Here is a 24,557-nt window from a genome sequence, read left to right as displayed (position 1 = left end):
CGTGGTCACCAGGCGAACCAGGGGCTCTCCGCGCCGCCGCCGAACGTCGCCGTCCCCGCCGCCCGCCACCGCTGCCGGACGTCGACCTTGGACCCCGTACGGGCGGTCGTGGCGACGTACGGGCCGCAGGTGACGATGCCGCCGTCGGCGGCCGGGGACTTGTCCTCGCAGATGAAGGGGGCGGACAGGGTCAGTTCCGCGTCGGTGTTGTAGAGCTGGACGTGGATGTCCGATCGGACGGAGGCGGACCCCCTGATCCGGCCCATCAGATGGAAGGAGCCGCCCACCAAGGCGACGCAGGGGGACATCTCAGCCCCTGTGGCGACAGGGAGCCATGAGCGGCACTGCCACTTCGGCCCGGAGTTCTGGGGGACGGGCTCGGGTGTGGGGGTCTTGGTCTGTTCGGGCTTGGCTGTCACGGGAGGTGACTTGCGGGGGCGCTGGGTCGCCGGTTTGGTGGTCGCCGGTTTCGTGGTGGGCGGCTCGGCGGTGGGCGTCTTCGGGGTGTGGCTGCGTACGGCCCGGATCTTCGCCGAAGGCGTGCTCCGCGCCGGGCTGGACGTGGTGGCGGCCGGGGCCGGTGATGTGATCGTCGTGGCCGGGGGGCCGACGGCTCCGGCGTCCCGCGCTCGCCAGGGCGCCACGACGGCCAGCACGGTCGCGGTGAGAGCCAGGGCCGTGGCGGTGGCCGCGGCGGCCACCAGCCGCCGGCGGGATCGGCCGGGCCGGGGCGGCTCCTCGATCCTCGGGGGCCGGGTGGGCGGCCCGTGAGACGACGGGGCCGTGCGGACGCCGGGTTCGGAGGTGGCGGCCGGGGCCGCTGCCCTGCTGATCGGCGGCAGGGCGGGCAGCGCCGCCAGGGACGGCGCGGCCTCGGACAACGCCGCGGCCACCGCCGCGGCGGCGGGGCGGGCGGCCGGTTCCTTCGCGGTGCAGGCCCAGATGATCGACCAGAGGGCGTCGGGCATGGCGGGCAGCCGCCTCGGCATGGCCGTCGCGTGCTGCCGGAGCAGGGCCATCGGGTGGTCGCCGATGAAGGGCGGGCGTCCGGCGAGGAGTTCGTACAGGATCAGCCCGATCGCGTACACGTCCACCGCGGGCGTGGGCGGGCTGCCGTCGGCCACCTCGGGGGCCAGGTAGGTGGGCGTGCCGATGATCGAGGAGGTCTGGGTGAGGCTGGGGCCGTGGACGATGCGGGCGACGCCGAAGTCGGTCAGGCGTACGTGGCCGCTGGCCTCGTCGATCAGGATGTTGGCCGGCTTGACGTCGCGGTGCACGACGCCGACGGTGTGCGCGGTCGCCAGGGCGCCGGAGACCTGGGCCATCAGCCGGGCCGCGGCCGCCGGAGGCAGCGTGCCGCGCCGCTGGACGAGACCGCGCAGATCGCCGCCCTCGACGAAGTCCATCACGAGGGCGAGGCGCTCACCCTCGATGACGAAGTCGCGCATGGTGACGATGTTGGGGTGGCGCAGGGTCCGCATCACGTTGCGTTCCTGCACGAACCGCAGGACCAGATCGCGGTCGCCGGCGAGGCCCTCGCGCAGCAGTTTCGCCGCCACGATCTCCCCGGTCTCCCGGTGCCTCGCCCGCCAGACGGTGCCCGTCGCGCCGGCGCCGATCTGGTCCACAAGCACGTACTGGCTGCCCAGGGACTCCTCGGATCCGCCCGCCGCCATCGCCCGCCTTCCGCTCGAAAAGATGGAGATCACAATAGTCAGGTAGATCTGTCGCAGAAAGTCGGCCGATGCGCCATGGGGTGACGCAAGCAACCGCGCGGGAACGCGGAGCGTCAGACACAGACAACCGGTGTGACTCATGAGGTTGGAGAGGTTCGACTGGTGTTACGTCGCACATGCATGGCGGTGGCAACGATCGTGGCCACCGTGCTCACCGCTGAAGGGGCCGCGGCGACCGCCGTCGCCCGCCCGGTCGGGCCACGGCGCGTGCCCGGTCCGTGGTGTGCACCTCCACCAGTGGCGCGGCTCTGGCCTGCTTCGCCGAGCGGAACACGTTCGTCTTCGCCTGCGACACGGGCGGCGACACGCATCAGGCGCGGGCGGAATACTTCGTCGGCGGTGACCCGACGGCGCGTTTCGAGATCCATCAGCTGGCCGGGAAAGACAGCTGCGGGAAGGCCGAACACGGTGACCTTTCCATCAGCATGTACCGCGCCTCGGTGTACAACAACAATCGCCGGATCGCCACCAGGCAGTACAAGTACAACTGACGAAATCCGTTACGCGATGCGGGCCTGCATGGCCGTCGGGACGTCGGGGTCCATGGGGATGGCGAAGGCCACGCCGGTGACTTCGAGGAGCCGCTTCACCACGCCGTGCACGCCCGCCAGCCGCAGCCAGCCGCCGGCCTTCGTGGCGCGGCCGGCGAACTCCAGGAAAGTGCGCAGCCCCATCGAGTCGCAGAAGGTCAGGCCCGTGACGTCGATGATCAGGTGAACCCGGCCCTCCGAGATGATGCCGGACAGAGCGTCGTCCACCTCGGCGCATCTGGTGGTGTCGAGCTCGCCGGTCAGGCCAACGACCGCCGTGTCGCCGAACTGTTCAATTGTGATGGCGAACGGTGGTTGCATCCGAGCGGGCCTCCATTGTGCTTGCATGTGACGGTACACCGGTAATGAAGAGGCGAAGGACCGGTTGAGAACGGCTGCGGTCAATGCTCGCGACAAAGCGGTGGATAACGTCCGGATATGGCGGACCGCAGCCAATTGAACACGCACATTTCCCGGCGAACGAGATGTCCGAATGTCGCCAGCGGGCTATCGCGGAGGCCGCGAAAGTGGAGTGTGTGAGCACTCTTACCCACAGGCACACCCGTATCGAGCCTGCCATCCTCTACTTCGGCACGCCGGTCGTCCTGATCTCCTCCTCGAACGAGGACGGCACCCCCAACCTGGCCCCCATGTCGTCGGCCTTCTGGCTCGGCTGGCGGGGCGTGCTCGGACTGGGAGCCCGGTCCAAGACGGCCCAGAACATGCTCAGGACCGGCGAGTGCGTGCTCAACCTGCCCTCCGACGCCCTCGCGCCCGCCGTCGACCGGCTGGCCCTCACCACCGGGTCCGACCCCGTGCCCCCGCGCAAGCACGAGCGCGGTTACCGCTTCGTGCCGGGCAAGTTCGAGCGGGCGGGACTGACGCCGGTGCCGAGCGAGACGGTGCGGCCGCCGAGGGTTGCCGAGTGCCCGGTGAGCATGGAGGCCGTCGTGGAGGCCACGCATCCGGTGGGCGACGGCGGAGTGGTCGCCTTCGAGGTGCGGGTGCAGCGGGTCTGGGCGCACGACGAGATCCGCACGCCCGGCACGGACGACCACATCGACCCCGACACCTGGCGACCGCTGATCATGAGCTTCCAGAAGTTGTACGGCCTCGGGCCGCAGGTGCACGAGTCGACCCTGGCGCGGATCCCCGAACGCGCCTACAGGGGCCCCGACATCGACCGGACCCGCGCCGTGTGACGTCACGCGAAGAGCGCGCGGTGCATGACCATCCAGGTGCGGTGGCCGCAACGCCGCTCCACTTCCTCCCGCGGCAGCCACTGCGCGAGCGTGCTCTCCGAGCCCGCCGGCGGGTGGGTGGGCCGCCCGAGCCCGGGCAGCCGCGCCGCGAACATCACCATGTACGCCAGCGCCGGGTAGGGATAGCCGGCCGGTGGCGGGCTCAGCAGCTCGATGCGGTGCCAGGCGAAGACCGAGAGCTGGGAGGGCTCCAGCCGCAGGCCGGTCTCCTCGGCCAGCTCCCGCGCGGCGGCGCGCACCGGGGTCTCGCCGGGGTCGAGGTGGCCGCCCGGGATCTCCCAGCCGCGTCCCGGCCGGTCCACGTGCGTCAGCAGCGTCCGGCCGGCCGAGTCCAGCACGAGCGCGAACGCCGAGGTGACCGTGCCGTCGTCGGGGAGGCGGTCGGCGAGCACGGCGTCCAGGCGGTGGGAGACGGGGATCCACGGCACCGTCGTGGTCGTCAGCACCCGACCCATGTCCGAAGCCGTCATCACCCGTCCCGTCCGCCGCCCGTCAGGGTAAAGATTGTCAGACGCCGCGGCGCATCGCACGGTTGCCGAGCCACAGGCCGAGCCCGGCCACCAGGAACGACGCCGTCGCGCCGTACAGGACCGAGACGTCGGTGAGGTCGCCGGCGAACAGCGCGCGCTGGGCGTCGACGATGTAGGTGACGGGGTTGAAATGACCGGCCACGAGCAGCCAGGCAGGACCGCTGTCCATCGGCAGCAGCACCCCCGACAGCAGGAGCAGCGGGAAGAGCAGCGACTGCGTGACGATGTAGAACAGCTCCCCGCTGGGAGCCGACTTCAGCGCCAGGACGAAGGAGAGCGCGCCGAGGCCGACCCCGAAGATGATGAGCAGGGCCAGGGCGGCGACGACACCCGCCAGGTGGAGCTCGAAGCCCAGAGGGATCGCCAGCAGGATGATCAGGACGGACTGCGCGAACAGGATCGTCATCCCCTTCAGCGACTTGCCGACGAGCATGGCGGTGCGGTTCAGCGGGGTGACCATCAGACGCTCCATCGAGCCGCCGATCAGCTCCACCAGCAGGGTGTAACCGGCGGACATCGGCCCGGTCAGGCACATCATGACCAGGATGCCGGGCACGAACCACTGCCAGGACGAGCCCACCGCGCCGTCCAGCAGCGACCCGAACAGGAACAGGAACAGCAGCGGCTGGCCCATCTCGAAGACCAGGCCGACGGGCTCGCGCAGCACGGGGACGAACTCGCGGCGGAAGATGGTCGTGGTGTCACGCAGGAATGTCGTCATCGCGGAGGCTTCTCCCGGTAAGGGCAAGGAACACGTCGTCAAGGGTGGGGCGGGCGGTCTCGGCCGTGGCGACCTTGATGCCGGACGCCTCCAGCGTGCGCAGGAGCTCGGGCAGGGCGGCGGGCGCGGCGGCCACGCGCAGGGTCACGGTCAGGCCGTCCGCCGTGGCGCCGGTGATCCCGGCCGCCTCGGCGGCGTCCCGCTCGGTGTGCAGGGTGATCGTGATGAGGTCGCCGGCCAGGTCGTTCTTGAGCTGCCCGGCCGTGCCGTCGGCGATGATCTCACCGTTGTCGATGATGATCACCCGCTCGGCCATGCTGTCGGCCTCTTCGAGGTAGTGGGTGGTCAGGAAGAGCGTGGTGCCGTACGTCTCGCGCAGGCGCAGGATGTGGGACCAGATGTCGGCGCGGCTCCTCGGGTCGAGCCCCGTCGAGGGTTCGTCGAGGAACAGCAGGTCGGGACGGTGGATGAGGCCGAGCGCGATGTCCAGGCGGCGGCGCTGGCCGCCGGAGAGCGTGCCGGGCTTGCGCTCGGCCAGCGACTCCAGGTCGAGCAGGCCGAGCAGCTCGTCGGCCCGCGTGCGGGCCTGGGAGGTGGGCAGCCCGTAGCAGCGGCCCTGGGTGACGAGCTCGTCGCGGACGCGGAAGTCCTCGCCCGCGCTGTTCTTCTGGCCGACGTAGCCGATCCGGGCGCGCACGCCGGCCGGGTCGCGGGCCACGTCCCTGCCCGCCACGGTGGCGGTGCCGGAGGTCGGGGGCAGCAGGGTGGTGAGCATGCGCAGGGTGGTGGACTTGCCGGCGCCGTTCGGGCCGAGGAACGCGACGAGCTGTCCGGCCTCCACGTCGAGGTCGATGCCGCGCACCGCTTCGACGGTCTGTTTCTTCATCTTGAACACCTGGGTCAGCCCTCGGGCGTGGATCATGGTGTCGTCCTCCAGGCATGGCGAAGGAACCCCGGTTGAGGGGGTCGGCGGGGTTCGGAAGGGGATCGGGACCAGCTTGCGCCGGGGGAAACCGGTTTGGCAAACGTGAAATGTACATTCACATACGGCGCTGACCTGCGGAAACGCTACACAACCGACGTGCTGGTGGGCGGCATTGTTCGGGCCGCTGAAGTGCAGTTTTATCGATATAAAAGAAATTTCGTTGATAACCCGACTAAGTGGCCTTTAGCGGTTGCGGGGATGTGTCGGGGTCCGGGATGATCTCGCGGGTGAAACGTCTGTTGCTGATAGCGGTTGTCGCGGTGGTGGGGATGACCGGGGTCGCGCACGCGGCCGATGGAGTCGCCGGAGTGGACGTCAGCAACTGGACGGGCGAGGTCGACTGGGAGGCCGTGACCTCCGGCAGCGGGAAGTTCGCCTTCGTGCACGCCACCGAAGGCGTCGACTACCGCAGTCCGAGCTTCGAGGCGCAGTTCGGTGGCGCCGCGGCGGCCGGGCTGGTGCGCGGGGCCTACCACTTCGCGCAGCCGCACGAGTCCGGCGGGGCGCAGCAGGCCGACCATTTCGTGCAGAACGGCGGCGCCTGGACCGCCGACGGGCAGACGTTACCCGGAGTCCTCGACGTCGAGGACAACCCCTACAAGGACAGGAACGGCAAGAACGGCTGCTACGGGCTGTCGGCCAAGGACATGGTCCGCTGGATCGGCGACTTCACGAAGAGATACCAGCAGCGGACCGGACGGCGCGCGATCATCTACACGACCACGAGCTGGTGGCGTACGTGCACGGGTGACAGCGCCAAGTTCGCCGCCAACCCGCTCTGGCTGGCGCGGTGGGGCGCCGATCCGGGCGAGCTGCCCAAGGGGTGGCAGAAGCACACGTTCTGGCAGTCGGCGGAGAAGGGGACGCTGCCGGGCGGGCAGAACGCGTTCAACGGCACCGAGGCCGAGCTGAAGTCGCTCACCAATCCGCCGGCCGAGGTGACGGTGTCGGGCAAGGCGAGGAGCCGCACCGGCTACACGCTCACCGTGGCCAACACCGGGCCGCACCGGGTGACGGACATCAAGGTGTCCGGCCGGGCGTTCGGCGGCCAGCGGGTGGTCAGGGCGTCGTCGGGATGCAAGTTCAGCGGCACGGCGGTGCGGTGCGGCATCGCGGAGCTGAACCGGGGGCAGAAGGCCACCTTCGTCTTCACCACCAAGCCGAAGGGCAAGGGCAAGGTGGGGATCCGCTTCCAGGTCGGCACCGTGGACCTGGAACTCCGCGCCAGATAAGCCCGTAAGGCAGATAAAACCGACATTCCCAACGCGTGAGGGGGCGTGGGTGTCGGGGAGGCGCTGGGCGGCGATCGCCGTCGTGCTTGTCTTACTGCTGGCCACGGCGTCCGCGCCACTCGTGAGATATGTGCTGCCGAAGATCGTCGCGATCGCGTACGGCATCCAGGAGCGCGGGATCGTCTACTCGTGGGGCGGCGGGCACGCCGAGCGGCCCGGCCCGTCCAAGGGCACCTGCTTAGGCTACGAGGGCAGGATCAAGCCCTGCCCGGCGGCCAGGACGAGAGGGCTGGACTGCTCGGGATTCACCCGCTGGGTGTACGCGCTGGCGCACGGCGCCGACGTGCTCGGGCCCGGCAACACCGATGACCATCTGCGCAGGATGCGCCGCGTCGGCTCGCCCATCCCCGGTGACCTCGTCTTCTTCGGCAAGAGCCGCAAGCGCACCCGGCACGTGGGCATCTATCTGGGGCGGGGCAAGATGATGAACGCCCCGGAGACCGGGGCCGTGGTGCGGGTCGACGACATCGGCCGGGTGAAGGGTTTTCTCGGGTTCTACCGCTACTGACCTGCGAAGACCCTTCGGTACCGATCCGGTATGACGTGTAACGCAGGTGGCGTACCGAAAAATGAGAGACCTGGAAGCTACTGTGTGCCGCTATGGACAGGCGATGGGTAGGGAGCGACGGGTGCGAGATCGTGCTCGCCATGCGCGCCGGGCGGCAGGTGCTCCGGGTGCGCCGGCACGGGTGGCTGGTCGCCGACTGCGCCTCCGTCGAGGAGGTCGCCCGCCACGTCGATCTGGCGGATCTCTGCGAGATCATCGCGCTGCCCGCGAGGCCGGCCACGGCGGAGCGTGTGGAGGCGCGGACGAGTTCGCATCATCGCTGAGTGCCGTGTATGGTTACACCTGTCCGCAGCGCGGACAGGCCCCTATAGCTCAGTCGGCAGAGCGTCTCCATGGTAAGGAGAAGGTCAACGGTTCGATTCCGTTTGGGGGCTCCAGCAGTGTCGAGCCTCACCGGCAGGTGGGGCTTTTGCTTTTGGATTTCGGCTGGCGGGTGTTCCTGAGGCATACTGGGAGGCACCCTGCTCGATCAGGCGAGTTACGAATGTGCTCCCCGAGTCGGGTATCCTCTACGGGGCCGGTTCGTTTTCCGGCTCAAGGCGGAGTAGCTCAGTCAGGCAGAGCAAACGGCTCATAATCGTTGTGTCGCCGGTTCAAGTCCGGCCTCCGCTACTGCCCATTCCCAGGTCCTGCGACCTGGGTACGGGCATGTCCCAGTCCCAAACGTAGAAAGGCACTCCCAAGTGGCTGCCACCGACGTTAGGCCGAAGATCACGCTGGCCTGCCAGGAGTGCAAGCACCGCAACTACATCACGCGGAAGAACCGGCGCAACGACCCGGATCGGCTTGAGCTGAAGAAGTACTGCCCCAACTGCCGCTGCCACCGCGCGCACCGCGAGACCCGCTAGTTCTCGCCGGGCAGCACTCCTGCCAACTTTCACCGCACAACCGGCGTCCTGCTGACAGGGCGCCGGTTTGTCGTGTTCCCCGGTCTCAGGGGGCAAAAAGACGGCCATCACCGGCGACAGCCGAACCTTGTTCTGTTACCGTCTGCCTCAAATGGCGCTCGGTGAGACATGCGAGGGAGCACTGATGGCCTTGAACCGTGACTTCGTGGGACGCAGTTACCCGTCCAGCACCCCGTACGAGGTCAGCCGGGTGAAGATCAAGGAGTTCGCGGCCGCGATCGGCGACAACAACCCGATCTACCGCGACAGGGCGGCCGCCCAGGCCGCCGGGCATCCCGACGTGGTCGCGCCGCCGACCTTCCCCATCGTGTTCAGCCTGCAGAGCGGCGGCGAGGCGCTGGCCGACCCCGACCTCGGCCTGAACTTCGCCATGGTGGTCCACGGCGAGCAGCGCTTCGAGTACACCCGCCCGGTCTACGCCGGCGACGAGCTCGTCACCACGGCCACCATCACCGACATCCGCAGCGCCGGCCGCAACGAACTGCTGACGGTCCGCAGCGAGGTCACCACGGTCGCCGGCGAGCCGGTCTGCACCACGTACAACACGATCGTCGAGCGCGGAGGGGCGGCCTGAGATGACGGCGACGGTGAAGTACGACGAGGTCGAGGTCGGCCACGAGATCCCCGCCGTGGACTACGGCGTGCGCAGGCTGAACCTGGTGATGTACGCGGGCGCGTCCGGCGACTTCAACCAGATCCACTGGAACGAGCGGTTCGCCAAGATGGTCGGGCTGCCCGACGTGATCGCGCACGGTATGTTCACGATGGCCCAGGCCGGCAGGTTCGTCACCGACTGGGCGGGCGATCCCGGCGCGGTGGTGGACTACGGGGTGCGGTTCTCCTCGATGGTGGTCGTGCCGGACGACGACCAGGGCGCCACGATCACGGTCAGCGGCGTCGTGGAGGAGAAGCTCGATGACAAGCGGGTGGTCGTGGCCCTGACCGCCCGCGCGGGCGACGCCAGGGTCCTGTCCAAGGCCCGCGCGGTGGTCCAGCTCTCCTAGGCCGCTCGATGATAGGTCAGGCGGCTCTCGGGTACGCGTGACGCATGAATGAAGTCGCGCATGCCCCCGTCTGGCCGACCGTGCAGTCGATCCCCGTTTCCGCCGTGACCGACGACAGGCCGCCCGGCCACCTCCGGCCGCCCAGGCTCGACGAGGTGGCGGGCACCACGGGCACGGGCCGTGACACGGCGGGCGGCGCGAAGGCGGACACGCCCGCCGAGGGCGCGGCGACCGGTGTCGGCACGGCGGGGGCGCGGCGGGCCACGGGCGCTCGCGAGAACCCGGCCGCCGATCTCGGCTTCTCCGGCGACCCCGGCCAGCACGGCGTCCCGGGCGACGACATGCTGCACGCCCAGCGGATCTGGGACGGGACGCTCGCCACCAACCGGATGGACGCTCTCGGAGTCGACGCCGAGCGGCGGCGCGTGGAGACCAAGGACGTGACCGCCTCGGTCGGCCTGCTGGTCGACGGCTGGCCGCAGGACGTTCGGGCGTGCGTCCAGTCGCTGATCGACCACACGGACGCCACCATCCTGGCCCTCGACCTGGGCAACGTGGACGGCGCGGGGGACGTGCTGCGCGAGCTGGTCGAGCGCCACCCGGAGCGGATCAGGCGGTGGCACGTCGCCGAGGCCCCGCACTGGCGGGGCGGCACCGCGACCTGGGGCGCCGCCCGGGCCAAGCTGCTCCAGCTCGACACCTCCGAGGTGCACGTGCTGATGGAGACCACCCTCGTCCTGGAGGGCGACGCGCTCACCCCGCTGGTGGCGGCGGTCAAGGAAGGCGCCGTCGCCGCCGGATGGAAGGGACTGGAGGCGCCGGACGCGGAGGCGCCCGAGGACGTCTCGCGGTGGCGCCCGGCCGGCCCGGGCAGGGTGCGCGCGCTGCGCGGCGACCTCATGGCGGTCCGCAGGGCGGCCGCCCTGACGGCCTTCCCCAAGGAGGCCCGATACGGCGACCACGCCGATCTGGAGCTCTCCCTGGCCCTGCGCGGCGAGCTCGTCGTGCCGGTCGCGCACGTCCCGGTGCGGATGCGGCGCGAGCACGAGGTGGCCCCCGAATACAGGGAGCTGGAGGCCAAGCGGAACTACGACAGGGTGCTCCATATGCTGCAACCCTCATAAGCTAGTTGCCCATGGAGATGCTCGCGCCTTACACAACGCTGGGCCTGGGCGGTCCCGCCACCGACTTCGCCGAGGCCGAGACGGCCGAGCAGCTCGTCTCGCTGGTGGCGGAGGCGGACAGGCGGGCACGGCCCACGCTTGTTCTGGGCGGCGGCAGCAACCTGGTGGTGGCGGACGCGGGCTTCGACGGGCTGGTCATCCGGGTCGCCACCCGGGGCGTGGCGGTGTCCCGCGACGGCGAGCAGGTGCTGGTCACGGTCGAGGCGGGCGAGGACTGGGACCCGCTGGTGGCCCGCGCGGTCACGGAGGGCTGGTCGGGCGTCGAGTGCATGTCGGGCATCCCCGGCCTGGTGGGCTCCACGCCGATCCAGAACGTGGGCGCCTACGGCCAGGAGGTGTCGCAGACGGTCCGGTGCGTGCGGGCCTACGACCGCAGGACGCGGCACGTGGTGGACCTGGAGGCGCGGCAGTGCGGCTTCTCCTACCGCGACAGCGCGTTCAAGCGGGACCTGTCCAGGCATGTGGTGCTCGCCGTGACGTACGCGCTCGACGTTTCGGAGATGTCCGGCCCGGTGGCTTACCAGGAGCTGGCCGGACGGCTCGGCGTCGCGGCCGGCGAGCGGGTGCCGCTGGCGCTCGCCAGGCAGGCGGTGCTGGAGCTGAGGCGCGGCAAGGGCATGGTGCTCGACCCTGCCGACCCCGACACCCGCAGCGCCGGGTCCTTCTTCACCAACCCGATCCTGACGGCGGCCGAGGCCGAGGAGCTGGCCTCGCGCGCACCCGGCCATCCGAGCTGGGACGCCGGCGACGGGTCGATCAAGGTGCCCGCCGCCTGGCTGATCGAGCAGGCCGGCTTCGCCAAGGGCTACGAGCGCGGCCCGGTCCGCATCTCCACCAAGCACACCCTCGCCCTGACCAACCCTGACGGTCGCGGCACCACCGCCGACCTGCTGGCTCTGGCCAGGGAGGTGCGTGACGGAGTGCGGGAGAAGTTCGGGGTGACGCTGGTCAACGAGCCGGTCATGGTCGGCTGCACCCTCTGACCCAGGGAATAGTCCCGATCTGGCTGCTGTTATGGTGCTTCGAAACACCGAAGGGGAGTAGTCCCAATCGCGTGATCGACATGCTGGCGCGTTCGCGCGCCCGGTCGCGCGGGCCTTCGCGGGCGGACGAGACCTTCGGCCTGGCAGCTGCGTACCAAGACGCTGCCGGGCCGAAGCCGTGCCCGAATTCCCCCGGTGCGCGCTCCCGGTCCGGCCGTGCGGAAGAGGACCGTTGGAAGCATTCTGGATCAGCCTGGCCGTGATCTTCGTCGCCGAACTCGGCGACAAGAGCCAGCTCATGGCGATGACGTTCGCCACCCGTTTCAAAGCCTGGCCGGTCATCGCCGGCATCACGATCGCCACCACCGTCGTCCACCTGGTCAGCGTGGCCGTGGGCGGGCTGATCGGCGACGCGCTGCCCACCACCGCCATCTCGCTCGTGGCGGGCCTGGCCTTCCTCGCCTTCGCGGCGTGGACGCTGCGCGGCGACGAGCTCACCGAAGAGGAGTCCCGCAAGGCCCAGCGCACCACCAGGAACGCGGTGATCGCCGTGACGGTGGCGTTCTTCCTGAGCGAGCTGGGTGACAAGACGATGTTGGCCACGATCACGCTGGCGACGCAGCATGGGTGGTTCGGCACCTGGATCGGCTCGACCGTCGGCATGGTGGCCGCAGACGCGCTGGCCATCGTGGTGGGCCGGATGCTCGGCAAGCACCTGCCGGAGAAAGCCATCCGCTACGGCGCTGCGGCGGCTTTCGCGATCTTCGGCATCATCCTGCTGGTCGACGCGCTGGTCTGAGGTTTTCCCCCTAACTCGTTACGCATTGTCAGCATTAGGTGTGGTTGAGTATTCGCTGACTGTCATGCGTTGAGAACGGAGTAGGGATTGTCAAGGTTCGACTGGCGCCACTCGGTGTTCGCTCCCGTGGTGGCTCTGGTGGTCTCGGCGCTGCTACTGGCGGCCGGGGCGGTGGAGACGTCGCTGCAGTCTGTGGGCGCGACCACGGCCCCGGTCGCGGCGGAGTTCGTGGTCACGCTGATCATCGCGGTGTTCCTGACCACCGTTCTCAGGATCGCCAGGGTGGTGCCGGACATCCGGCGGGAGAACGCCGCGACGGCGCGGGCCGTGGCCAACGTGCAGGCGGTGAACCCGGGCGGAGACACCCTCGTAGCCCGCCGGCTCAAGCTGTTCAGGGAGGCGGCCGAGGCGGGCAACGACTGCGAGGCGGTGCTGAGCGCCCGGTCCGCCCTGGACGACAGCGAGATGGCCAACAAGCACCACCTCGACCACGCCCTCATCTGGGCACTGCCGGTGTTCGGGTTCATCGGCACCGCGCTGACGATGGCCGCGATGGTCACCTCGTTCGGCGACGCGCTGGACAGCCAGGGGGATCCAGCTGTGCTGATGACCGCGCTCAGACAGCACGTGCTGCCCGAGCTGGCCTCCGCGTTCGGCGTCACACTGATCGCGCTGTTCCTGAGCGTCCTGGCGTTCTTCGCCATGGCCCTGGCCGAGCGGGCGGAGCGGGCCGGGGTGGCGGCCGCCGACGAGGTGTTCCTGACCTACATCGCGCGCCTGCCCGCCAAGCAGGCGGCTCCGGCCATGCAGGGGCTCAGCCAGGAGCTGGCCCGCTCCAGAGGCGAGACCGAGGCGCTCGTCAAGGGCCTGGACGCGCTGCGCACCGCGGTGGAGCGGCTGAGCGCGGCCGAGACCCGGCCGCAGAAGTACACGCTGGTGAGGGAGCCGTGAGGAAGCGGCCGGCCCGATCGTTCGCACCGCCGCTCGACCTTCGTTTCATCGACCTGTTCATGGCCATCGTGCTGGCGCTGTCGTTCGTCGCGATCATGCTGACCGTGGTGGCGCGGATGCTGCCGGCCGACGACTCCCCGCCACCCGCGCGCCAGGCCAAGAGCGTGGCCCAGCTGCAGAGGCAGCTCGACGCCGCCGTGGTGGCCCAGCGGAAGGCCGAGGCCGAGCTGCGCACCACACAGGCGCAGATCGCCGAGCGGGAGTCCTTCGCCCTGCCCTGGTGGCTGATCGGGTTCTGCGCCCTGCTCGGCGCGCTGGCGGTGTTCGTTGACTGGCGGATCCGGCTGTGGAGGGCGGCGAACCTGCCGCGCCTGCGCAGCTGGCTGCTGGTCGCGCTGGTGGTGGCCGCGGTCACCTGGGTGGTCAGGTCGCTGAGCGACGGCGAAGGCTATCTGCTGCTCGCCGAGATCCCCTGGTGGGCAGCCGACGCTCTGTGCCTGGGCCTGTTGCTGGTCGCGTACGTGCTGATCTCCGACATCCGGGCCGGCCACGCCACGCTCGGCGAGATCAGGGCGCGGCCGGTGACGCGCCTACCGCGAGAGCAGTGACAACCGGTGCGCGGCCGCGGCCGCCTCGCCCCGGGTGGTGACGCCGAGCTTGGCCAGGATGTTGGAGACGTGCACGCTGACCGTCTTGGCGGAGATGAACAGCTCGGCCGCGATGTCCCTGTTGGTGCGCCCCAGGGCCACCAGGCGGAGCACCTCGATCTCGCGCGGGGTCAGCAGCTCGGAGGGCGCCTGGGCGTGCTGTGCGGCGCCCACGCGGCGGGAGAGCCGTTCGATGTCGTCGATGAGCGGGGTGGCGCCCAGCGCGGTCGCCAGCGGCCGGGCGACCTTGAGCCGGGCCGCCGCCCCCTCGCGGTCGCCCGCCTGCGCCGCCGCCGTGGCCGCCCGCAGCAGTGCCCTGGCCTGGTTGTGCGGCCGCTTGAGCCGCTCCCAGGCGGCGGCCGAGGCGTCGAAGTCCCCCGAATACGTCAGCCGGTAGGCCTCGGCGACCGGCCCGACGGTCGACAGGTGAGCCGCCACCTCGGCGGTGTGCTCCCGCATCGCCCGGACGCGGGCCGGCTCGGTGGCCTCCGCGGCGTCGCAGACCGTGCGGAGCAGGGCGAGCAGCCGCCAGCCGAGCATGGCCTTGCTCGACTGGGACGGACGCGTCAGGACCCGCTCCGCCACCGCCAGCGCCGATCCGTACTCGCCCCTCAGCAGGTGCCAGCCGATGTGCAGGCGGGCGCCGTTGGTGATGTCCTGGACGAAGTCCTCGGGGCGCTCCTTGAGCACGCCGATCTCCGCCAGTATGCCCTCCACCAGCTCCAATTCGCCCCGCGCCAGGGCGATGTCGGCCCGTACGCGCATCAGATGGTGGCGGGTGCGCAACGCGGGCCCGAAGCTGAGAGCGCGCTCGACGGTCTCGACGGCCTCGTCCCAGCGGCCGATCGTCTCCAGCGCCTCGGCCCAGTTGTTGAGGATGAACAGGCCGCTGGCGCGGAGCCTGCCGTATCTCTTGGCCGCCAGCCAGCCCTCCTCGCACAGCTCCAGCGCCTCGTCCGAGCGGCCGGTGTCGAGCAGGGTGTCGATCATGTTGCCGATCGCGCGGGTGATCACGCGGCCGGAGTTCTCCTGCCTGCCGATCTCCAGGGCCTGCGCGTTGGTGGCCATCGTCGAGTCGATGTCGCCGGTGAGGGAGTGGCCGAGTGCCAGGTTCAGCAGCAGATCGGCTTCGAGGCACCGGTCGCCCAGCTCCCGGGCCAGCCGCAGGCCCTCTTCGACGTACATGGCTCCTTCGGCGGCCTCGCCGCGGAGCATGAGGTGCTGGCTCATCGGCACGAGCACCTCCGCCCTGACCACGCCGGGCTCGGGAACCAGCCGCAGGGCGTGCCGGAGGCTCTCCACGACGCCCGTATGTCCCTTGGAGACCTTCAGGTGCGCCCAGCGCACGATGAGCATGGCGACCCGGCCGGGCTCGCGGGTCTCGTCCAGCGCGGACAGGGCGGCCTTGACGAACTTCACGGCCCTGTCGACCTCGCCGCCCGCCTGCGCGGCCGCGGCGGCCTTCTCCAGCACCGCGGTGTGGTCGGCGCCGATCCGCCTGGCCGCGTCCGGCACCCGGTCCCAGAGCATGAGCACGCGTTCGAGCAGCGGCACCGCCTCGGTGTAGGCGAACGCCTTGAACGACTTCGTCGCGGCCTGCCAGGCGGCGATCAGCGCTTCGAGATCGTTGCGGGCGCCGTACCAGTGATGGGCGAGCTCGACGGCGGCGCGCCCCGGCGGGACGAGCGTGCGGTCCTTGGAGATCTCCTCCGCGTAGCGCGCGTGCAGGCGCTGGTGCTCCCCGGGGAGCAGTTCCTCGTGCACGGCCTCGCGGATCAGCGCGTGGCGGAAGACGTAGGCGCGGCTGTCGGCGATCTGCAGCACGTTGCGCGCGATGGCGGGCCGGAGCGCGGCCTCCAGCTCCGGGTCGGACAGGCCGCTCGCGGCGGCGAGCAGGTCGTGGCCGACGCGGGTGCCGCCCGCGGCGGCGATGCGCAGCACCCGCTGGGTCTCCTCGGGCAGCCGCTCGACCGCGGCGAGGATCAGGTCCTGCATGGATTCGGGGAAGGTGGAGTCCTGGCTGCCTTCGAGCATGGCCTCGACGAACAGGGGGATGCCCTCGCTGCGCTCGTAGACCTTCTGCACCCGGGCGTAGTCCGGGGTGCTGCCGAGGATGCCGGTCATCTGCTGGGCGACCTCGTCGCGCGACAGCCGGGGCAGGTCGAGTCTGAGCACGCCGTTGACCCTGCCCAGCTCCGCGAGCACCGGGCGGAGAGGGTGCTGCCTGTGCAGGTCGTCGGAGCGGTAGGTCATCACCATGAGGACCTGCGGGATGCGCAGGTTGCGGCTGAGGAAGGCGATCAGGTCGCGGCTTGACCTGTCGGCCCAGTGGACGTCCTCGATGATCAGGACCGTGGGGGTGCCGTCGGCCAGCCGTTCGAGGAGGGTGAGGAACTGCTCGAAGAGCCGGGCACGGCCGGTGTCGGTCTCGCCGTCGCCGCTCGGCTCGCCGAACTCGGGCAGCAGCCGCGCCAGGTCGCGCTCGGCGCCCTCAGGGAGCAGCGCGGCGACCTGTCGGGTGCCCAGCTCCCTGACCAGCTGCCGGAGCGCCGCGGTGAACGGCGCGTAGGCCAGGCCCTCGGAGGAGAGCTCGACGCAGCCGCCGAACAGCACGCGGGCGCCGTCGCCGGCGACCTGTTCAGTGAAGCGCTGGACGAGCCGGGTCTTGCCGACGCCCGCCTCGCCGCCGAGCAGGACGGCCGTGGCATTGCCGACGCACGCCGCGTCGAACGCCTCGCAGAGCGTCGCGAGCTCGTCTTGCCGCCCGACGAAAACGGGGCTCACCGAACGTCCCAGCATGTCGTTCAGCATGTCATGCCTTATCTGTAGCTATCGCCGCAATTACGGGGGGTGAGAGGCCCGGCCGCGAGGGAGGTTGCGGCCGGGCTCTCGTGGGGTGGTCATGAGGAGCGGCGCTTGCCGAAGACCGAGCGGCGCTCGGACTTGTTCGCCCGCTGTACCTCGCGTACGCGCCGGTGCCTGGCGGCGACCTCGCGGAGCTCCCTGGCCTGACTCTTCATGAACTGGAATTCGATCTCGGGGTGCATCCCGGTCTCCTCGGTGGTGTGGAGCTTCTTCCTGACATCTTCAAGAATCGGGCTAAGGCCCGCCCCGCCACATCGGATGGATGCCTTATCTCCACGACAGCGCAGGCCTGGGCATACCTAGACCACCGGCGCACACCGCCTTAGAGCGGCTGTGACAGGTCCGGTTTGGAGCTTGCCACCCTGGTCGGCGATGCTGTGGTGGTGTCAACTGTGACTACTTCGCTCGCGGGCGTCGCCGCGTCCAGCGCGACCCTGCGAGCATTCCTGCACGGCCTGCCCGGTGTCGACCGGGTCGGCGCGGACCAGCGGGCGGCGATGCTCGGCACCCGTTCCATCAAGACGACGGCCAAGGCCCAGGCCATTGACCTGGCCATCTCCATGGTCGACCTCACCACCCTCGAAGGCGCCGACACCCGCGGCAAGGTCAGGGCGCTGTGCACCAAGGCCAAGCACCCCGGCGAGGGCGCGCCCCGGGTGGCGGCCGTCTGCGTCTATCCAGACCTGGTGCCCGTCGCCGTCGAGGCGCTGGCAGGCTCCGGGGTGAAGGTGGCCTCGGTGGCGACCGCGTTCCCCAGCGGCCGCACCTCGCTGGAGGTCAAGGTGGCCGACACCGCGCTCGCGGTCGCCGCCGGCGCCGACGAGATCGACATGGTGATCGACCGTGGCGCGTTCCTGTCGGGCGACTACCTCAAGGTCTTCGAGGAGATCGTCGCGGTCAAGGCGGCCTGCGGCGAGGCCCACCTGAAGGTGATCCTCGAAACGGGCGAGCTGGCGACCTACGACAACGTACGGCGTGCGTCCTGGCTGGCGATGCTGGCCGGGGGCGACTTCATCAAGACGTCCACCGGCAAGGTCTCCCCGGCGGCCACGCTGCCGGTGACCCTCGTCATGCTGGAGGCTGTGCGCGACTTCCGTGACCAGACCGGCAGGCAGGTGGGCGTGAAGCCGGCCGGCGGGATCCGCACCACCAAGGACGCCATCAAGAACCTCGTCCTGGTCAACGAGACCGCGGGCGACGACTGGCTCTCACCGGACTGGTTCCGCCTGGGCGCCTCCTCGCTGCTGAACGACCTGCTGATGCAGCGTCAGAAGCTGGCCACCGGCCGCTACGCGGGTCCCGACTACTTCACCCTGGACTGATGGTGATGTTCGAATACGCACCCGCGCCCGAATCGCGCGACATCGTCGACCTCAAGCCGTCCTACGGGCTGTTCATCAACGGCGAGTTCGTGGACGGCTCCGGGCCGTCCTTCAAGACGGTCAACCCGGCGACCGAGGAGAAGCTCGCGGAGATCTCCGCCGCGTCCTCCGACGACGTCGACCGCGCCGTCCAGGCCGCGCGCAAGGCCTTCGACACCTGGAGCGGGCTGCCCGGCGCGGAGCGGGCCAAATACCTGTTCCGCGTCGCCCGCATCATCCAGGAGCGCGCCAGGGAGCTGGCCGTGCTGGAGTCCCTCGACAACGGCAAGCCGATCCGCGAGGCGCGCGACGTGGACGTGCCGCTCGTCGCCGCGCACTTCTTCTACTACGCGGGCTGGGCCGACAAGCTGGGCCACGCCGGATTCGGCCCCGCACCCCGGCCGCTCGGTGTCGCCGGGCAGGTCATCCCGTGGAACTTCCCGCTGCTCATGCTCGCCTGGAAGATCGCGCCCGCGCTCGCGTGCGGCAACACGGTGGTGCTCAAGCCGGCGGAGACCACGCCGCTGACCGCGCTGCTGTTCGCGGAGATCTGCCAGCAGGCCGAGCTGCCGCCCGGAGTCGTCAACATCGTCACCGGCGCGGGCGAGACCGGCGCCGCGGTGGTGGCGCACCCCGACGTGAACAAGGTCGCCTTCACCGGTTCCACCGAGGTCGGCCGCGTCATCGCGCGCACCGTCGCGGGCACCGGCAAGAAGCTCACGCTGGAGCTGGGCGGCAAGGCCGCGAACATCGTGTTCGAGGACGCCGCCCTGGACCAGGCCGTCGAGGGCATCGTCAACGGCATCTTCTTCAACCAGGGCCACGTGTGCTGCGCGGGCTCGCGGCTGCTGGTGCAGGAGTCGATCCAGGACGAGCTGCTGTCGGCGCTCAAGCGCAGGCTGACGACGCTGCGGCTGGGCGACCCGCTCGACAAGAACACCGACATCGGCGCCATCAACTCCGCCGAGCAGCTCGCCAAGATCCGGGAGCTGTCGGACATCGGGGAGTCGGAGGGCGCCGAGCGCTGGTCGCCCGCCTGCGAGCTGCCCGAGCGGGGCTACTGGTTCCCGCCCACCCTGTTCACCGGCGTGGCCCAGTCCCACCGCATCGCCCGCGAGGAGATCTTCGGGCCGGTGCTGTCGGTCCTGACCTTCCGCACCCCGGCCGAGGCCGTCGAGAAGGCGAACAACACTCCGTACGGCCTGTCCGCGGGCATCTGGACGGAGAAGGGCTCGCGCATCCTGTGGATGGCCGACAAGCTCAGGGCCGGAGTGATCTGGGCCAACACCTTCAACCGGTTCGACCCGGCCTCGCCGTTCGGCGGCTACAAGGAGTCGGGGTACGGCCGCGAGGGCGGGCTGCTCGGACTGGAGGCCTACCTTGACGTGTGAACACCGAAAGGCCCGGCGCAGGACGCGCCGCGCGCAGGCCACCCGCGGGCACGCCTTCGCCCGCGCCGGACGGCCGGTGCGCACCGGCTGGTACGCCCACCGCTGCGGCGTGAGCCGGTGCGGACAGGTGTTCGTGCCGGTCCAGACGACTCAGGAGATCACGTGGAGGGGGCGCGGCGATGAGTAGGTTGGCCGTACGCAAGACCTACAAGCTGTACATCGGCGGGGCGTTCCCGCGCTCTGAGAGTGGGAGGTCCTACCCCGTGACCTCGCCCAAGGGCGACTTCCTCGCCAACGCGTCCAGGGCCTCGCGCAAGGACGCCAGGGACGCGGTGTCGGCCGCCCGCAAGGCCTTCCCCGGCTGGTCGGGCGCCACCGCCTACAACCGCGGGCAGATCCTCTACCGCATCGCCGAGATGCTGGAGGGCCGCCGCGGCCAGTTCGCCGAGGAGCTCGGCACGGGCAGGAAGGCAGCGCTGGAGGCGGTGGACGCGACGGTCGACCGGCTGGTCTGGTACGCCGGGTGGTCGGACAAGATCGCCTCCGTGCACGGCACCGCCAACCCCGTCGCGGGCCCGTACTTCAACCTCTCCTCGCCGGAGCCGACCGGGGTGGTCGCCGTCGTGGCGCCCGCCGACCCGCTGCTCGGGCTGATCTCGGTCGTCGCCCCCGTGATCGTCACGGGCAACACGTGCGTGGTCGTGGCAGCCGAACGGACCCCGCTGCCGTCGATCACGCTGGCCGAGGTGCTGGCCACCTCCGACCTGCCCGGCGGGGTGGTCAACATCCTCACCGGGCAGCAGTCGGAGCTGGCTCCCTGGCTGGCGGCCCACATGGACGTCAACGGCCTGGACCTGACGGGCGTGGCGGACGCCGACCTGGCACTGCGCTGCGAGCAGGAGGCGGCCGCCAACCTCAAGCGGGTGCTGCGCCCGTTCGCTGAGGACTGGGCGGCGGACCCGGGGCTGGGGCGCATGACGCGTTTCCTGGAGACGAAGACCGTCTGGCATCCGCTGGGCGCCTGACCGGGCAGGTGCGGCCTCCGCGAGGGGGCCGCGCCACTCGCTCAGTGCGAGAAGCCCGGTGGCCGGATCGGCGGGTGGGCCGCCTGGAGCTGCGCGGCCAGGCCGAGCAGCTGGGGCTCCCCGCCGGGCGGCGCGATGAGCTGCACGCCGATGGGCAGGCCGCTGGAGTGGGTCGCGATGGGGACCGTCATCGCGGGCCAGCCGCACATGTTCCACGGGCCGGTCGCGGGGGCGTAGCGGACGTTCGCCAGCACGGTGCGGGCCAGGCCCCGCCGGCCCCAGCGATCGGCTCTCGGCGGGATCGCCGCCAGCGTGGGCGTGACGAGCACGTCGGCGTCGCCGAACCACTGGTCGGCGCCGTAGCCGCTCCAGCGGTCCCGGCCACGCCTGCCGTCCAGGCTCAGGCGGGTGAGGACCCGGCCGGCGCGGGCGAGCGAGCGGCTGCGGCGTTCCAGACGGCGCCGGTCGAGGTTCGCGGCGCCGTCCGCGGCGCGTGACAGCCAGGCGGCGACGGTGGCGGGGCCCAGCCAGACGGGCAGGCGACGGCCGCGCTCGACGATCGTGTGCCCGGCGACCCTGAGCGTCTCGGCGGCCCCGCGCACCGCCGCCTGGAACTCCTTGTCCACGGGCAGGCCCACCGGCAGCGGTTGCGGGATGTAGGCCACCCGGAGGTCGAACGGCTCCGGGCTGTCCTGGGGTGGCGGCGGCTCCCAGACGTCCTCGTCGTCCGCCCAGACCGAGCGGAGCATCGGCCGCCGCGGCTCGGTCCGCATGCCGCCGCGCCAGGCCTCGGCCAGTGAGGGGTCCGCGGCCAGCACGGACAGCATCAGCGCCAGGTCGGCGACGTCGGTGGCGATCGGGCCGTTCTCCGACAGTCCCTCCCAGTCGTCGGACGGCGCCGGGACCAGCCCGGCGCCCGGCTTGAGCGCCAGCACCCCGCAGCACGCCGCCGGGATCCTGAGCGAGCCCATGCCGTCGTTGCCGAGCGCGATCGGCACCATGCCCGCCGCCACCGCCGCCGCGCTGCCGGAAGAGGAGCCGCCCGCCGTGCGGGTGCGGTCCCAGGGATTGCGTACGGTGCCGTACGCGCTGTCGCCGAAGGCGACCAGGCCGAGCTCGGGCAGGTTCGTCAGGCCGATCACCACCGCGCCCGCCGCCCGCAGGCGGGCGACCGTCTCGTGGTCCTTGGCGGCGGGGGAGTCCTCCGTCACCGCCGAACCCGAGCGGGTCGCCTCGCCGGCCACCTCCAGGTTGTCCTTCACCGCGACGGGGACCCCGGCGAGCGGCAGCTCCGTCAGGTCCCGCCGCTCCTGCACGGCCTGCGCCTCCTCCAGCGCGCGCTGCCTGACGAGCCGGAAGGCGCCCACGCGCGGATCGCGTTCGGCGATCGCGCCCAGGTGCTCCTCGACGACCTCCACGGCCGTGACCCTGCCCTGTCTTACGGCCGCCGCGATCTCCGTGGCGGACCTGCCTGCCCACAACATGCCTAGAGTGTGCAGGTTTCTACTCCTCGTTGCGAGGCTCCCCGCGTCCCTTCTGCTCCCTGCCCGCCTGTTTCAGCGCGAGGCGCAACGCGTACTCGATCTGCGCGTTGACGCTGCGGAGGTCGTCGGCCGCCCATCTGGCCATCGCTTCGTAGACGGCCGGGTCGAGCCGCAGCAGGAGCTTCTTGCGCTCAGGCATACAGACTGCCGGCGTTCACCACCGGCTGGATCGCGCGATCGCCGCAGAGCACGACCAGGAGGTTGGAGACCATCTGGGCCTTGCGCTCCTCGTCGAGGTCCACGACGCCCTCGGCGGCGAGCCGGTCGAGCGCGAGCTGGACCATGCCGACCGCGCCCTCGACGATCCGGGCGCGGGCCGCGACGACCTGGCTCGCCTGCTGGCGGACCAGCATGGCCTGGGCGATCTCGGGGGCGTAGGCGAGGTGGGTGATGCGGGCCTCGAGCACTTCGATCCCGGCGAGCTCGGTGCGGTCGCGCAGCTCGGCGGTGAGCTCCGTGGAGACCTCGGTGCCGTCGCGCAGGCTGGTGCGGTCGGGCTCGTGCGAGTCGTAGGGGTGGGTGGTGGCCAGGTGGCGGACGGCCGCCTCGGACTGGATGGCGACGTACTCCTCGTAGTCGTCCACCGCGAACACCGCCTTGGCGGTGTCGACCGCCTTGTAGACGACGACCGCGGCGATCTCGACCGGGTTGCCGTCAGCGTCGTTGACCTTGAGCTTGGTGGTCTCGAAGTTGCGCACGCGCAGCGTGACCGTGCGCTTGGTGGTGAGCGGCAGCACCCACTGGAGTCCCGCGTCCGAGATGGACCCGACATAGCGCCCGAGGAACTGCACGACCCTGGACTCGTTCGGGTTGACCACCGTGAAGCCGGAGGCGACCAGCGTGGCCAGCACGGCCCAGGCGACGCCGACCGTCAGCGGCCACATTTGGGCGGCCCCGTCGTTGATGACCGGAAGCCACATCAGTGCCGCGCCGGCGCCGAGCGCGATCAGGGCGAGCAGCACCACGAACCCGTTGATGCGGAAAGCGCGTCGTTCCATTGCGTCCCCTTGCTATCGAAGTGATATCACGATGATAGCCCGTTTAGGGTCGTCGCGTGACACCTGAATCCGTTATGGCCTCACTGGCCATGAGCCAGCGATCCCTCGGCGACCCGTCGATCACCTTTCCGCTCCGGCCGCCGCTCACCCGCGGCTGCCCCAGGACCAGCACCGCCGAGCTCGCCTACCCGCTCGAAGTCGACTACGACTACGCGCGGGTGCCGGCCGAGCTGTTCGAGCAGCAGGCCGGACCGGACATCGCCAGGTGGGCGCCGCTGCTGCCGCCGCTGCACGCGCCCACCCTCGGCGAGGGCGGCACGCCGCTGCTGGAGATCGGCGGCGTGTACGTCAAGGACGAGTCCCGCAACCCGACCTGGTCGCACAAGGACCGGCTCAACCGCGTCACCGTCAGCGCCGCGCTCGGCGAGGGGGCGCCCGGCGTGGTGGTCGCCTCCTCGGGCAACCACGGCGCCTCGGCCGCCGCCTACGCCGCCCGCGCCGGCCTGCCCGCCATCGTGCTGGCCTCGGCCGCGTCGCCGCCCGCCGTGCAGTCGTTCGTCCGGGCCTACGGGGCCAAGGTGCTGACCGTGCCCCTGTCGGCCCGGTGGCCGCTGCTGCGCGAGATCGTGGACCGGCTCGGATACCACCCGGTCAGCAACCAGACCGTCACCCACACGGGCCACCCGTACGGACCCGAGGGCTACAAGACGATCGCCTACGAGCTGTTCGTGCAGCTCGGGCGGGTGCCCGCCGCCGTGTTCGCGCCCACCGGCTACGCCGAGCTGCTCTACGGGGTGTGGAAGGGCTTCGCGGAGCTGCGCGGGCTCGGGGTGGCGGATGACGTGCCGCGCATGTTCTCGTGCGAGCCCGCCACCGGCGGGCCCAACGCACGGGCGGTCACGAACGGCGCGCCCGCGGCGATCGTCGAGGTGGGCCCCACCGACGCGTACGCGATCGACTGCTCGGTCGGCGGGCACCGGGGAGTGCTCGCGGTGCGTGACAGCGGAGGCGGCGCGGTGCTGGTCACCGACGGCGAGATGCGCGAGGCGCAGCAGGAGCTGGCCCGCCAGGGGCTGTGGGCGGAGCTGTCGAGCGCCGCCGGGCTGGCGGGACACCGCAAGCTGGGGCTGGACTTCGACGGGCCGGTGGTGTGCGTGTCCACCTCCAGCGGCTTCAAGGACCTGGGCGTGGGCGACGCGGATGTCCCCGTCCTGGAGGCGTGGGATGACGTGACGGACCTGGTCGGCTGACCGGCGTCAGGACCGCGGGGCCC

The 24,557-nt window shown here is 70.9% G+C and carries 28 protein-coding genes and 2 tRNA genes; 20 read left to right on the top strand and 10 right to left on the bottom strand.

Going from position 1 to position 24,557, the window contains the following annotated elements; all coding sequences use genetic code 11:
- Window positions 1-5 precede the first annotated feature (5 nt).
- Window positions 6-1,676 (bottom strand): serine/threonine-protein kinase, encoded by a 1,671-nt coding sequence (locus tag V5E28_RS20965; RefSeq protein ID WP_336208661.1) that lies wholly within the window; start codon window positions 1,674-1,676, stop codon window positions 6-8.
- 281 nt (window positions 1,677-1,957) lie between these two features.
- Between V5E28_RS20965 and V5E28_RS20960 the strand changes: the two genes are divergently transcribed.
- Entirely contained in the window at window positions 1,958-2,227 is a 270-nt protein-coding gene (locus V5E28_RS20960; protein ID WP_336208660.1) for a hypothetical protein, read from the top strand.
- A gap of 9 nt (window positions 2,228-2,236) precedes the next feature.
- Here V5E28_RS20960 and V5E28_RS20955 read toward each other — a convergent pair whose 3' ends face one another.
- Window positions 2,237-2,587 (bottom strand): STAS domain-containing protein, encoded by a 351-nt coding sequence (locus V5E28_RS20955; RefSeq protein WP_336208659.1) that lies wholly within the window; start codon window positions 2,585-2,587, stop codon window positions 2,237-2,239.
- A gap of 215 nt (window positions 2,588-2,802) precedes the next feature.
- On the opposite strand from V5E28_RS20955, the gene V5E28_RS20950 reads away from it, so the two are divergent.
- On the top strand, window positions 2,803-3,468 hold the full coding sequence (locus tag V5E28_RS20950; protein WP_336208658.1) for a flavin reductase family protein: 666 nt from the start codon (window positions 2,803-2,805) through the stop codon (window positions 3,466-3,468).
- 2 nt (window positions 3,469-3,470) lie between these two features.
- Here the strand turns inward: V5E28_RS20950 and V5E28_RS20945 are convergent, their stop codons facing one another.
- The 3 genes from V5E28_RS20945 to V5E28_RS20935 are packed head-to-tail and all read right to left on the bottom strand — an operon-like array spanning window position 3,471 to window position 5,701.
- Entirely contained in the window at window positions 3,471-3,998 is a 528-nt protein-coding gene (locus V5E28_RS20945; protein ID WP_336208657.1) for an NUDIX hydrolase, read from the bottom strand.
- Between the two features lie 37 nt (window positions 3,999-4,035).
- Window positions 4,036-4,779, bottom strand: a complete 744-nt coding sequence (locus V5E28_RS20940; protein WP_336208656.1) for an ABC transporter permease — start codon at window positions 4,777-4,779, stop codon at window positions 4,036-4,038.
- Entirely contained in the window at window positions 4,760-5,701 is a 942-nt protein-coding gene (locus V5E28_RS20935; protein WP_336208655.1) for an ATP-binding cassette domain-containing protein, read from the bottom strand. Before V5E28_RS20935 ends, V5E28_RS20940 begins: the two co-directional genes overlap by 20 nt.
- 290 nt (window positions 5,702-5,991) lie before the next feature.
- On the opposite strand from V5E28_RS20935, the gene V5E28_RS20930 reads away from it, so the two are divergent.
- The 13 genes from V5E28_RS20930 to V5E28_RS20870 all read left to right on the top strand — a co-directional run bounded on the left by V5E28_RS20930 (window position 5,992) and on the right by V5E28_RS20870 (window position 14,061).
- Window positions 5,992-6,996, top strand: a complete 1,005-nt coding sequence (locus V5E28_RS20930; RefSeq protein WP_336208654.1) for a GH25 family lysozyme — start codon at window positions 5,992-5,994, stop codon at window positions 6,994-6,996.
- An 82-nt stretch (window positions 6,997-7,078) separates the two neighbouring features.
- Window positions 7,079-7,564, top strand: coding sequence for a C40 family peptidase (locus tag V5E28_RS20925; protein WP_336208652.1), 486 nt, complete (start codon window positions 7,079-7,081; stop codon window positions 7,562-7,564).
- Window positions 7,565-7,656: 92 nt separating this feature from the next.
- On the top strand, window positions 7,657-7,887 hold the full coding sequence (locus V5E28_RS20920; protein WP_336208650.1) for a transposase: 231 nt from the start codon (window positions 7,657-7,659) through the stop codon (window positions 7,885-7,887).
- A 38-nt stretch (window positions 7,888-7,925) separates the two neighbouring features.
- Window positions 7,926-8,001 (top strand) — tRNA-Thr (locus tag V5E28_RS20915).
- 161 nt (window positions 8,002-8,162) lie between these two features.
- Window positions 8,163-8,236: transfer RNA gene (locus V5E28_RS20910), tRNA-Met, on the top strand.
- 71 nt (window positions 8,237-8,307) lie between these two features.
- Window positions 8,308-8,472 carry a 50S ribosomal protein L33 gene (gene rpmG / locus V5E28_RS20905; protein ID WP_019632658.1) on the top strand — a complete coding sequence of 55 codons (165 nt, stop codon included), beginning with the start codon at window positions 8,308-8,310 and terminating at the stop codon, window positions 8,470-8,472.
- 184 nt (window positions 8,473-8,656) lie between these two features.
- Window positions 8,657-9,106 carry a MaoC family dehydratase N-terminal domain-containing protein gene (locus V5E28_RS20900; protein ID WP_336208649.1) on the top strand — a complete coding sequence of 150 codons (450 nt, stop codon included), beginning with the start codon at window positions 8,657-8,659 and terminating at the stop codon, window positions 9,104-9,106.
- A gap of 1 nt (window position 9,107) precedes the next feature.
- Window positions 9,108-9,536: a MaoC family dehydratase gene (locus V5E28_RS20895; protein ID WP_336208648.1), complete on the top strand. Its 429-nt coding sequence runs from the start codon at window positions 9,108-9,110 to the stop codon at window positions 9,534-9,536.
- Between the two features lie 44 nt (window positions 9,537-9,580).
- Window positions 9,581-10,660: a hypothetical protein gene (locus V5E28_RS20890; RefSeq protein WP_336208647.1), complete on the top strand. Its 1,080-nt coding sequence runs from the start codon at window positions 9,581-9,583 to the stop codon at window positions 10,658-10,660.
- 17 nt (window positions 10,661-10,677) lie between these two features.
- Window positions 10,678-11,703: a UDP-N-acetylmuramate dehydrogenase gene (locus tag V5E28_RS20885; RefSeq protein WP_336208755.1), complete on the top strand. Its 1,026-nt coding sequence runs from the start codon at window positions 10,678-10,680 to the stop codon at window positions 11,701-11,703.
- A gap of 232 nt (window positions 11,704-11,935) precedes the next feature.
- Window positions 11,936-12,502 carry a TMEM165/GDT1 family protein gene (locus tag V5E28_RS20880; protein ID WP_336208646.1) on the top strand — a complete coding sequence of 189 codons (567 nt, stop codon included), beginning with the start codon at window positions 11,936-11,938 and terminating at the stop codon, window positions 12,500-12,502.
- Between the two features lie 87 nt (window positions 12,503-12,589).
- A complete protein-coding gene (locus V5E28_RS20875; RefSeq protein WP_336208645.1) occupies window positions 12,590-13,453 on the top strand; it encodes a hypothetical protein in 864 nt (287 codons plus the stop codon).
- Complete coding sequence (locus tag V5E28_RS20870; RefSeq protein WP_336208644.1) at window positions 13,450-14,061, top strand: hypothetical protein; 612 nt, start codon at window positions 13,450-13,452, stop codon at window positions 14,059-14,061. The genes V5E28_RS20875 and V5E28_RS20870 overlap by 4 nt, the downstream gene beginning before the upstream one ends.
- Here V5E28_RS20870 and V5E28_RS20865 read toward each other — a convergent pair.
- Together V5E28_RS20865 and V5E28_RS20860 are read right to left on the bottom strand one after the other, a co-directional pair.
- Window positions 14,044-16,899, bottom strand: coding sequence for an ATP-binding protein (locus tag V5E28_RS20865; protein ID WP_336208643.1), 2,856 nt, complete (start codon window positions 16,897-16,899; stop codon window positions 14,044-14,046). The genes V5E28_RS20870 and V5E28_RS20865 overlap by 18 nt on opposite strands.
- Window positions 16,900-17,000: 101 nt before the next feature.
- The gene (locus tag V5E28_RS20860) at window positions 17,001-17,147 is read right to left on the bottom strand and encodes a hypothetical protein (protein WP_336208642.1); all 147 of its coding nucleotides are present in this window, start codon (window positions 17,145-17,147) and stop codon (window positions 17,001-17,003) included.
- Between the two features lie 210 nt (window positions 17,148-17,357).
- Between V5E28_RS20860 and deoC the strand changes: the two genes are divergently transcribed.
- From deoC to V5E28_RS20840, 4 genes are read left to right on the top strand one after another with little or no spacing between them, the layout of a single operon-like run.
- Entirely contained in the window at window positions 17,358-18,287 is a 930-nt protein-coding gene (gene deoC / locus V5E28_RS20855; RefSeq protein WP_336208641.1) for a deoxyribose-phosphate aldolase, read from the top strand.
- Between the two features lie 2 nt (window positions 18,288-18,289).
- Window positions 18,290-19,717 carry an aldehyde dehydrogenase family protein gene (locus V5E28_RS20850; protein WP_336208754.1) on the top strand — a complete coding sequence of 476 codons (1,428 nt, stop codon included), beginning with the start codon at window positions 18,290-18,292 and terminating at the stop codon, window positions 19,715-19,717.
- On the top strand, window positions 19,707-19,904 hold the full coding sequence (locus tag V5E28_RS20845; RefSeq protein ID WP_336208640.1) for a hypothetical protein: 198 nt from the start codon (window positions 19,707-19,709) through the stop codon (window positions 19,902-19,904). The genes V5E28_RS20850 and V5E28_RS20845 overlap by 11 nt, the downstream gene beginning before the upstream one ends.
- Entirely contained in the window at window positions 19,897-20,742 is an 846-nt protein-coding gene (locus V5E28_RS20840) for an aldehyde dehydrogenase family protein (RefSeq protein ID WP_336208639.1), read from the top strand. Before V5E28_RS20845 ends, V5E28_RS20840 begins: the two co-directional genes overlap by 8 nt.
- 41 nt (window positions 20,743-20,783) lie before the next feature.
- On the opposite strand, the gene V5E28_RS20835 is transcribed toward V5E28_RS20840, so the two are convergent.
- Genes V5E28_RS20835 through V5E28_RS20825 form a run of 3 tightly spaced genes read right to left on the bottom strand, consistent with a single transcriptional unit; the run spans window position 20,784 to window position 23,284 of the window.
- Window positions 20,784-22,226 carry an amidase gene (locus V5E28_RS20835; RefSeq protein ID WP_336208638.1) on the bottom strand — a complete coding sequence of 481 codons (1,443 nt, stop codon included), beginning with the start codon at window positions 22,224-22,226 and terminating at the stop codon, window positions 20,784-20,786.
- Between the two features lie 19 nt (window positions 22,227-22,245).
- The gene (locus tag V5E28_RS20830; RefSeq protein ID WP_336208636.1) at window positions 22,246-22,425 is read right to left on the bottom strand and encodes a hypothetical protein; all 180 of its coding nucleotides are present in this window, start codon (window positions 22,423-22,425) and stop codon (window positions 22,246-22,248) included.
- Complete coding sequence (locus tag V5E28_RS20825; RefSeq protein WP_336208635.1) at window positions 22,418-23,284, bottom strand: SPFH domain-containing protein; 867 nt, start codon at window positions 23,282-23,284, stop codon at window positions 22,418-22,420. The genes V5E28_RS20830 and V5E28_RS20825 overlap by 8 nt, the downstream gene beginning before the upstream one ends.
- A gap of 89 nt (window positions 23,285-23,373) precedes the next feature.
- Between V5E28_RS20825 and V5E28_RS20820 the strand changes: the two genes are divergently transcribed.
- On the top strand, window positions 23,374-24,534 hold the full coding sequence (locus V5E28_RS20820; RefSeq protein WP_336208633.1) for a threonine synthase: 1,161 nt from the start codon (window positions 23,374-23,376) through the stop codon (window positions 24,532-24,534).
- Window positions 24,535-24,557: the final 23 nt, after the last annotated feature.

The organism is Nonomuraea sp. LPB2021202275-12-8 (genome assembly GCF_037044575.1).
Taxonomy (GTDB): Bacteria; Actinomycetota; Actinomycetes; order Streptosporangiales; family Streptosporangiaceae; genus Nonomuraea.
The sequence above is the reverse complement of the archived record's forward strand: the minus strand, read 5'-3'. Positions and strand labels throughout refer to the sequence as shown.

Bases quoted from the DNA above. Each gene is read 5' to 3' on its own strand.
- V5E28_RS20965 (WP_336208661.1), bottom strand. From the start codon at position 1,676: ATGGCGGCGGGCGGATCCGAGGAGTCCCTGGGCAGCCAGTACGTGCTT.
- V5E28_RS20955 (WP_336208659.1), bottom strand. From the start codon at position 2,587: ATGCAACCACCGTTCGCCATCACAATTGAACAGTTCGGCGACACGGCG.
- V5E28_RS20945 (WP_336208657.1), bottom strand. From the start codon at position 3,998: ATGACGGCTTCGGACATGGGTCGGGTGCTGACGACCACGACGGTGCCG.
- V5E28_RS20940 (WP_336208656.1), bottom strand. From the start codon at position 4,779: ATGACGACATTCCTGCGTGACACCACGACCATCTTCCGCCGCGAGTTC.
- V5E28_RS20935 (WP_336208655.1), bottom strand. From the start codon at position 5,701: ATGATCCACGCCCGAGGGCTGACCCAGGTGTTCAAGATGAAGAAACAG.
- V5E28_RS20920 (WP_336208650.1), top strand. From the start codon at position 7,657: ATGGACAGGCGATGGGTAGGGAGCGACGGGTGCGAGATCGTGCTCGCC.
- V5E28_RS20900 (WP_336208649.1), top strand. From the start codon at position 8,657: ATGGCCTTGAACCGTGACTTCGTGGGACGCAGTTACCCGTCCAGCACC.
- V5E28_RS20895 (WP_336208648.1), top strand. From the start codon at position 9,108: ATGACGGCGACGGTGAAGTACGACGAGGTCGAGGTCGGCCACGAGATC.
- V5E28_RS20890 (WP_336208647.1), top strand. From the start codon at position 9,581: ATGAATGAAGTCGCGCATGCCCCCGTCTGGCCGACCGTGCAGTCGATC.
- V5E28_RS20885 (WP_336208755.1), top strand. From the start codon at position 10,678: ATGCTCGCGCCTTACACAACGCTGGGCCTGGGCGGTCCCGCCACCGAC.
- V5E28_RS20865 (WP_336208643.1), bottom strand. From the start codon at position 16,899: ATGCTGGGACGTTCGGTGAGCCCCGTTTTCGTCGGGCGGCAAGACGAG.
- V5E28_RS20860 (WP_336208642.1), bottom strand. From the start codon at position 17,147: ATGCACCCCGAGATCGAATTCCAGTTCATGAAGAGTCAGGCCAGGGAG.
- V5E28_RS20840 (WP_336208639.1), top strand. From the start codon at position 19,897: ATGAGTAGGTTGGCCGTACGCAAGACCTACAAGCTGTACATCGGCGGG.
- V5E28_RS20835 (WP_336208638.1), bottom strand. From the start codon at position 22,226: ATGTTGTGGGCAGGCAGGTCCGCCACGGAGATCGCGGCGGCCGTAAGA.
- V5E28_RS20830 (WP_336208636.1), bottom strand. From the start codon at position 22,425: ATGCCTGAGCGCAAGAAGCTCCTGCTGCGGCTCGACCCGGCCGTCTAC.
- V5E28_RS20825 (WP_336208635.1), bottom strand. From the start codon at position 23,284: ATGGAACGACGCGCTTTCCGCATCAACGGGTTCGTGGTGCTGCTCGCC.
- V5E28_RS20820 (WP_336208633.1), top strand. From the start codon at position 23,374: ATGAGCCAGCGATCCCTCGGCGACCCGTCGATCACCTTTCCGCTCCGG.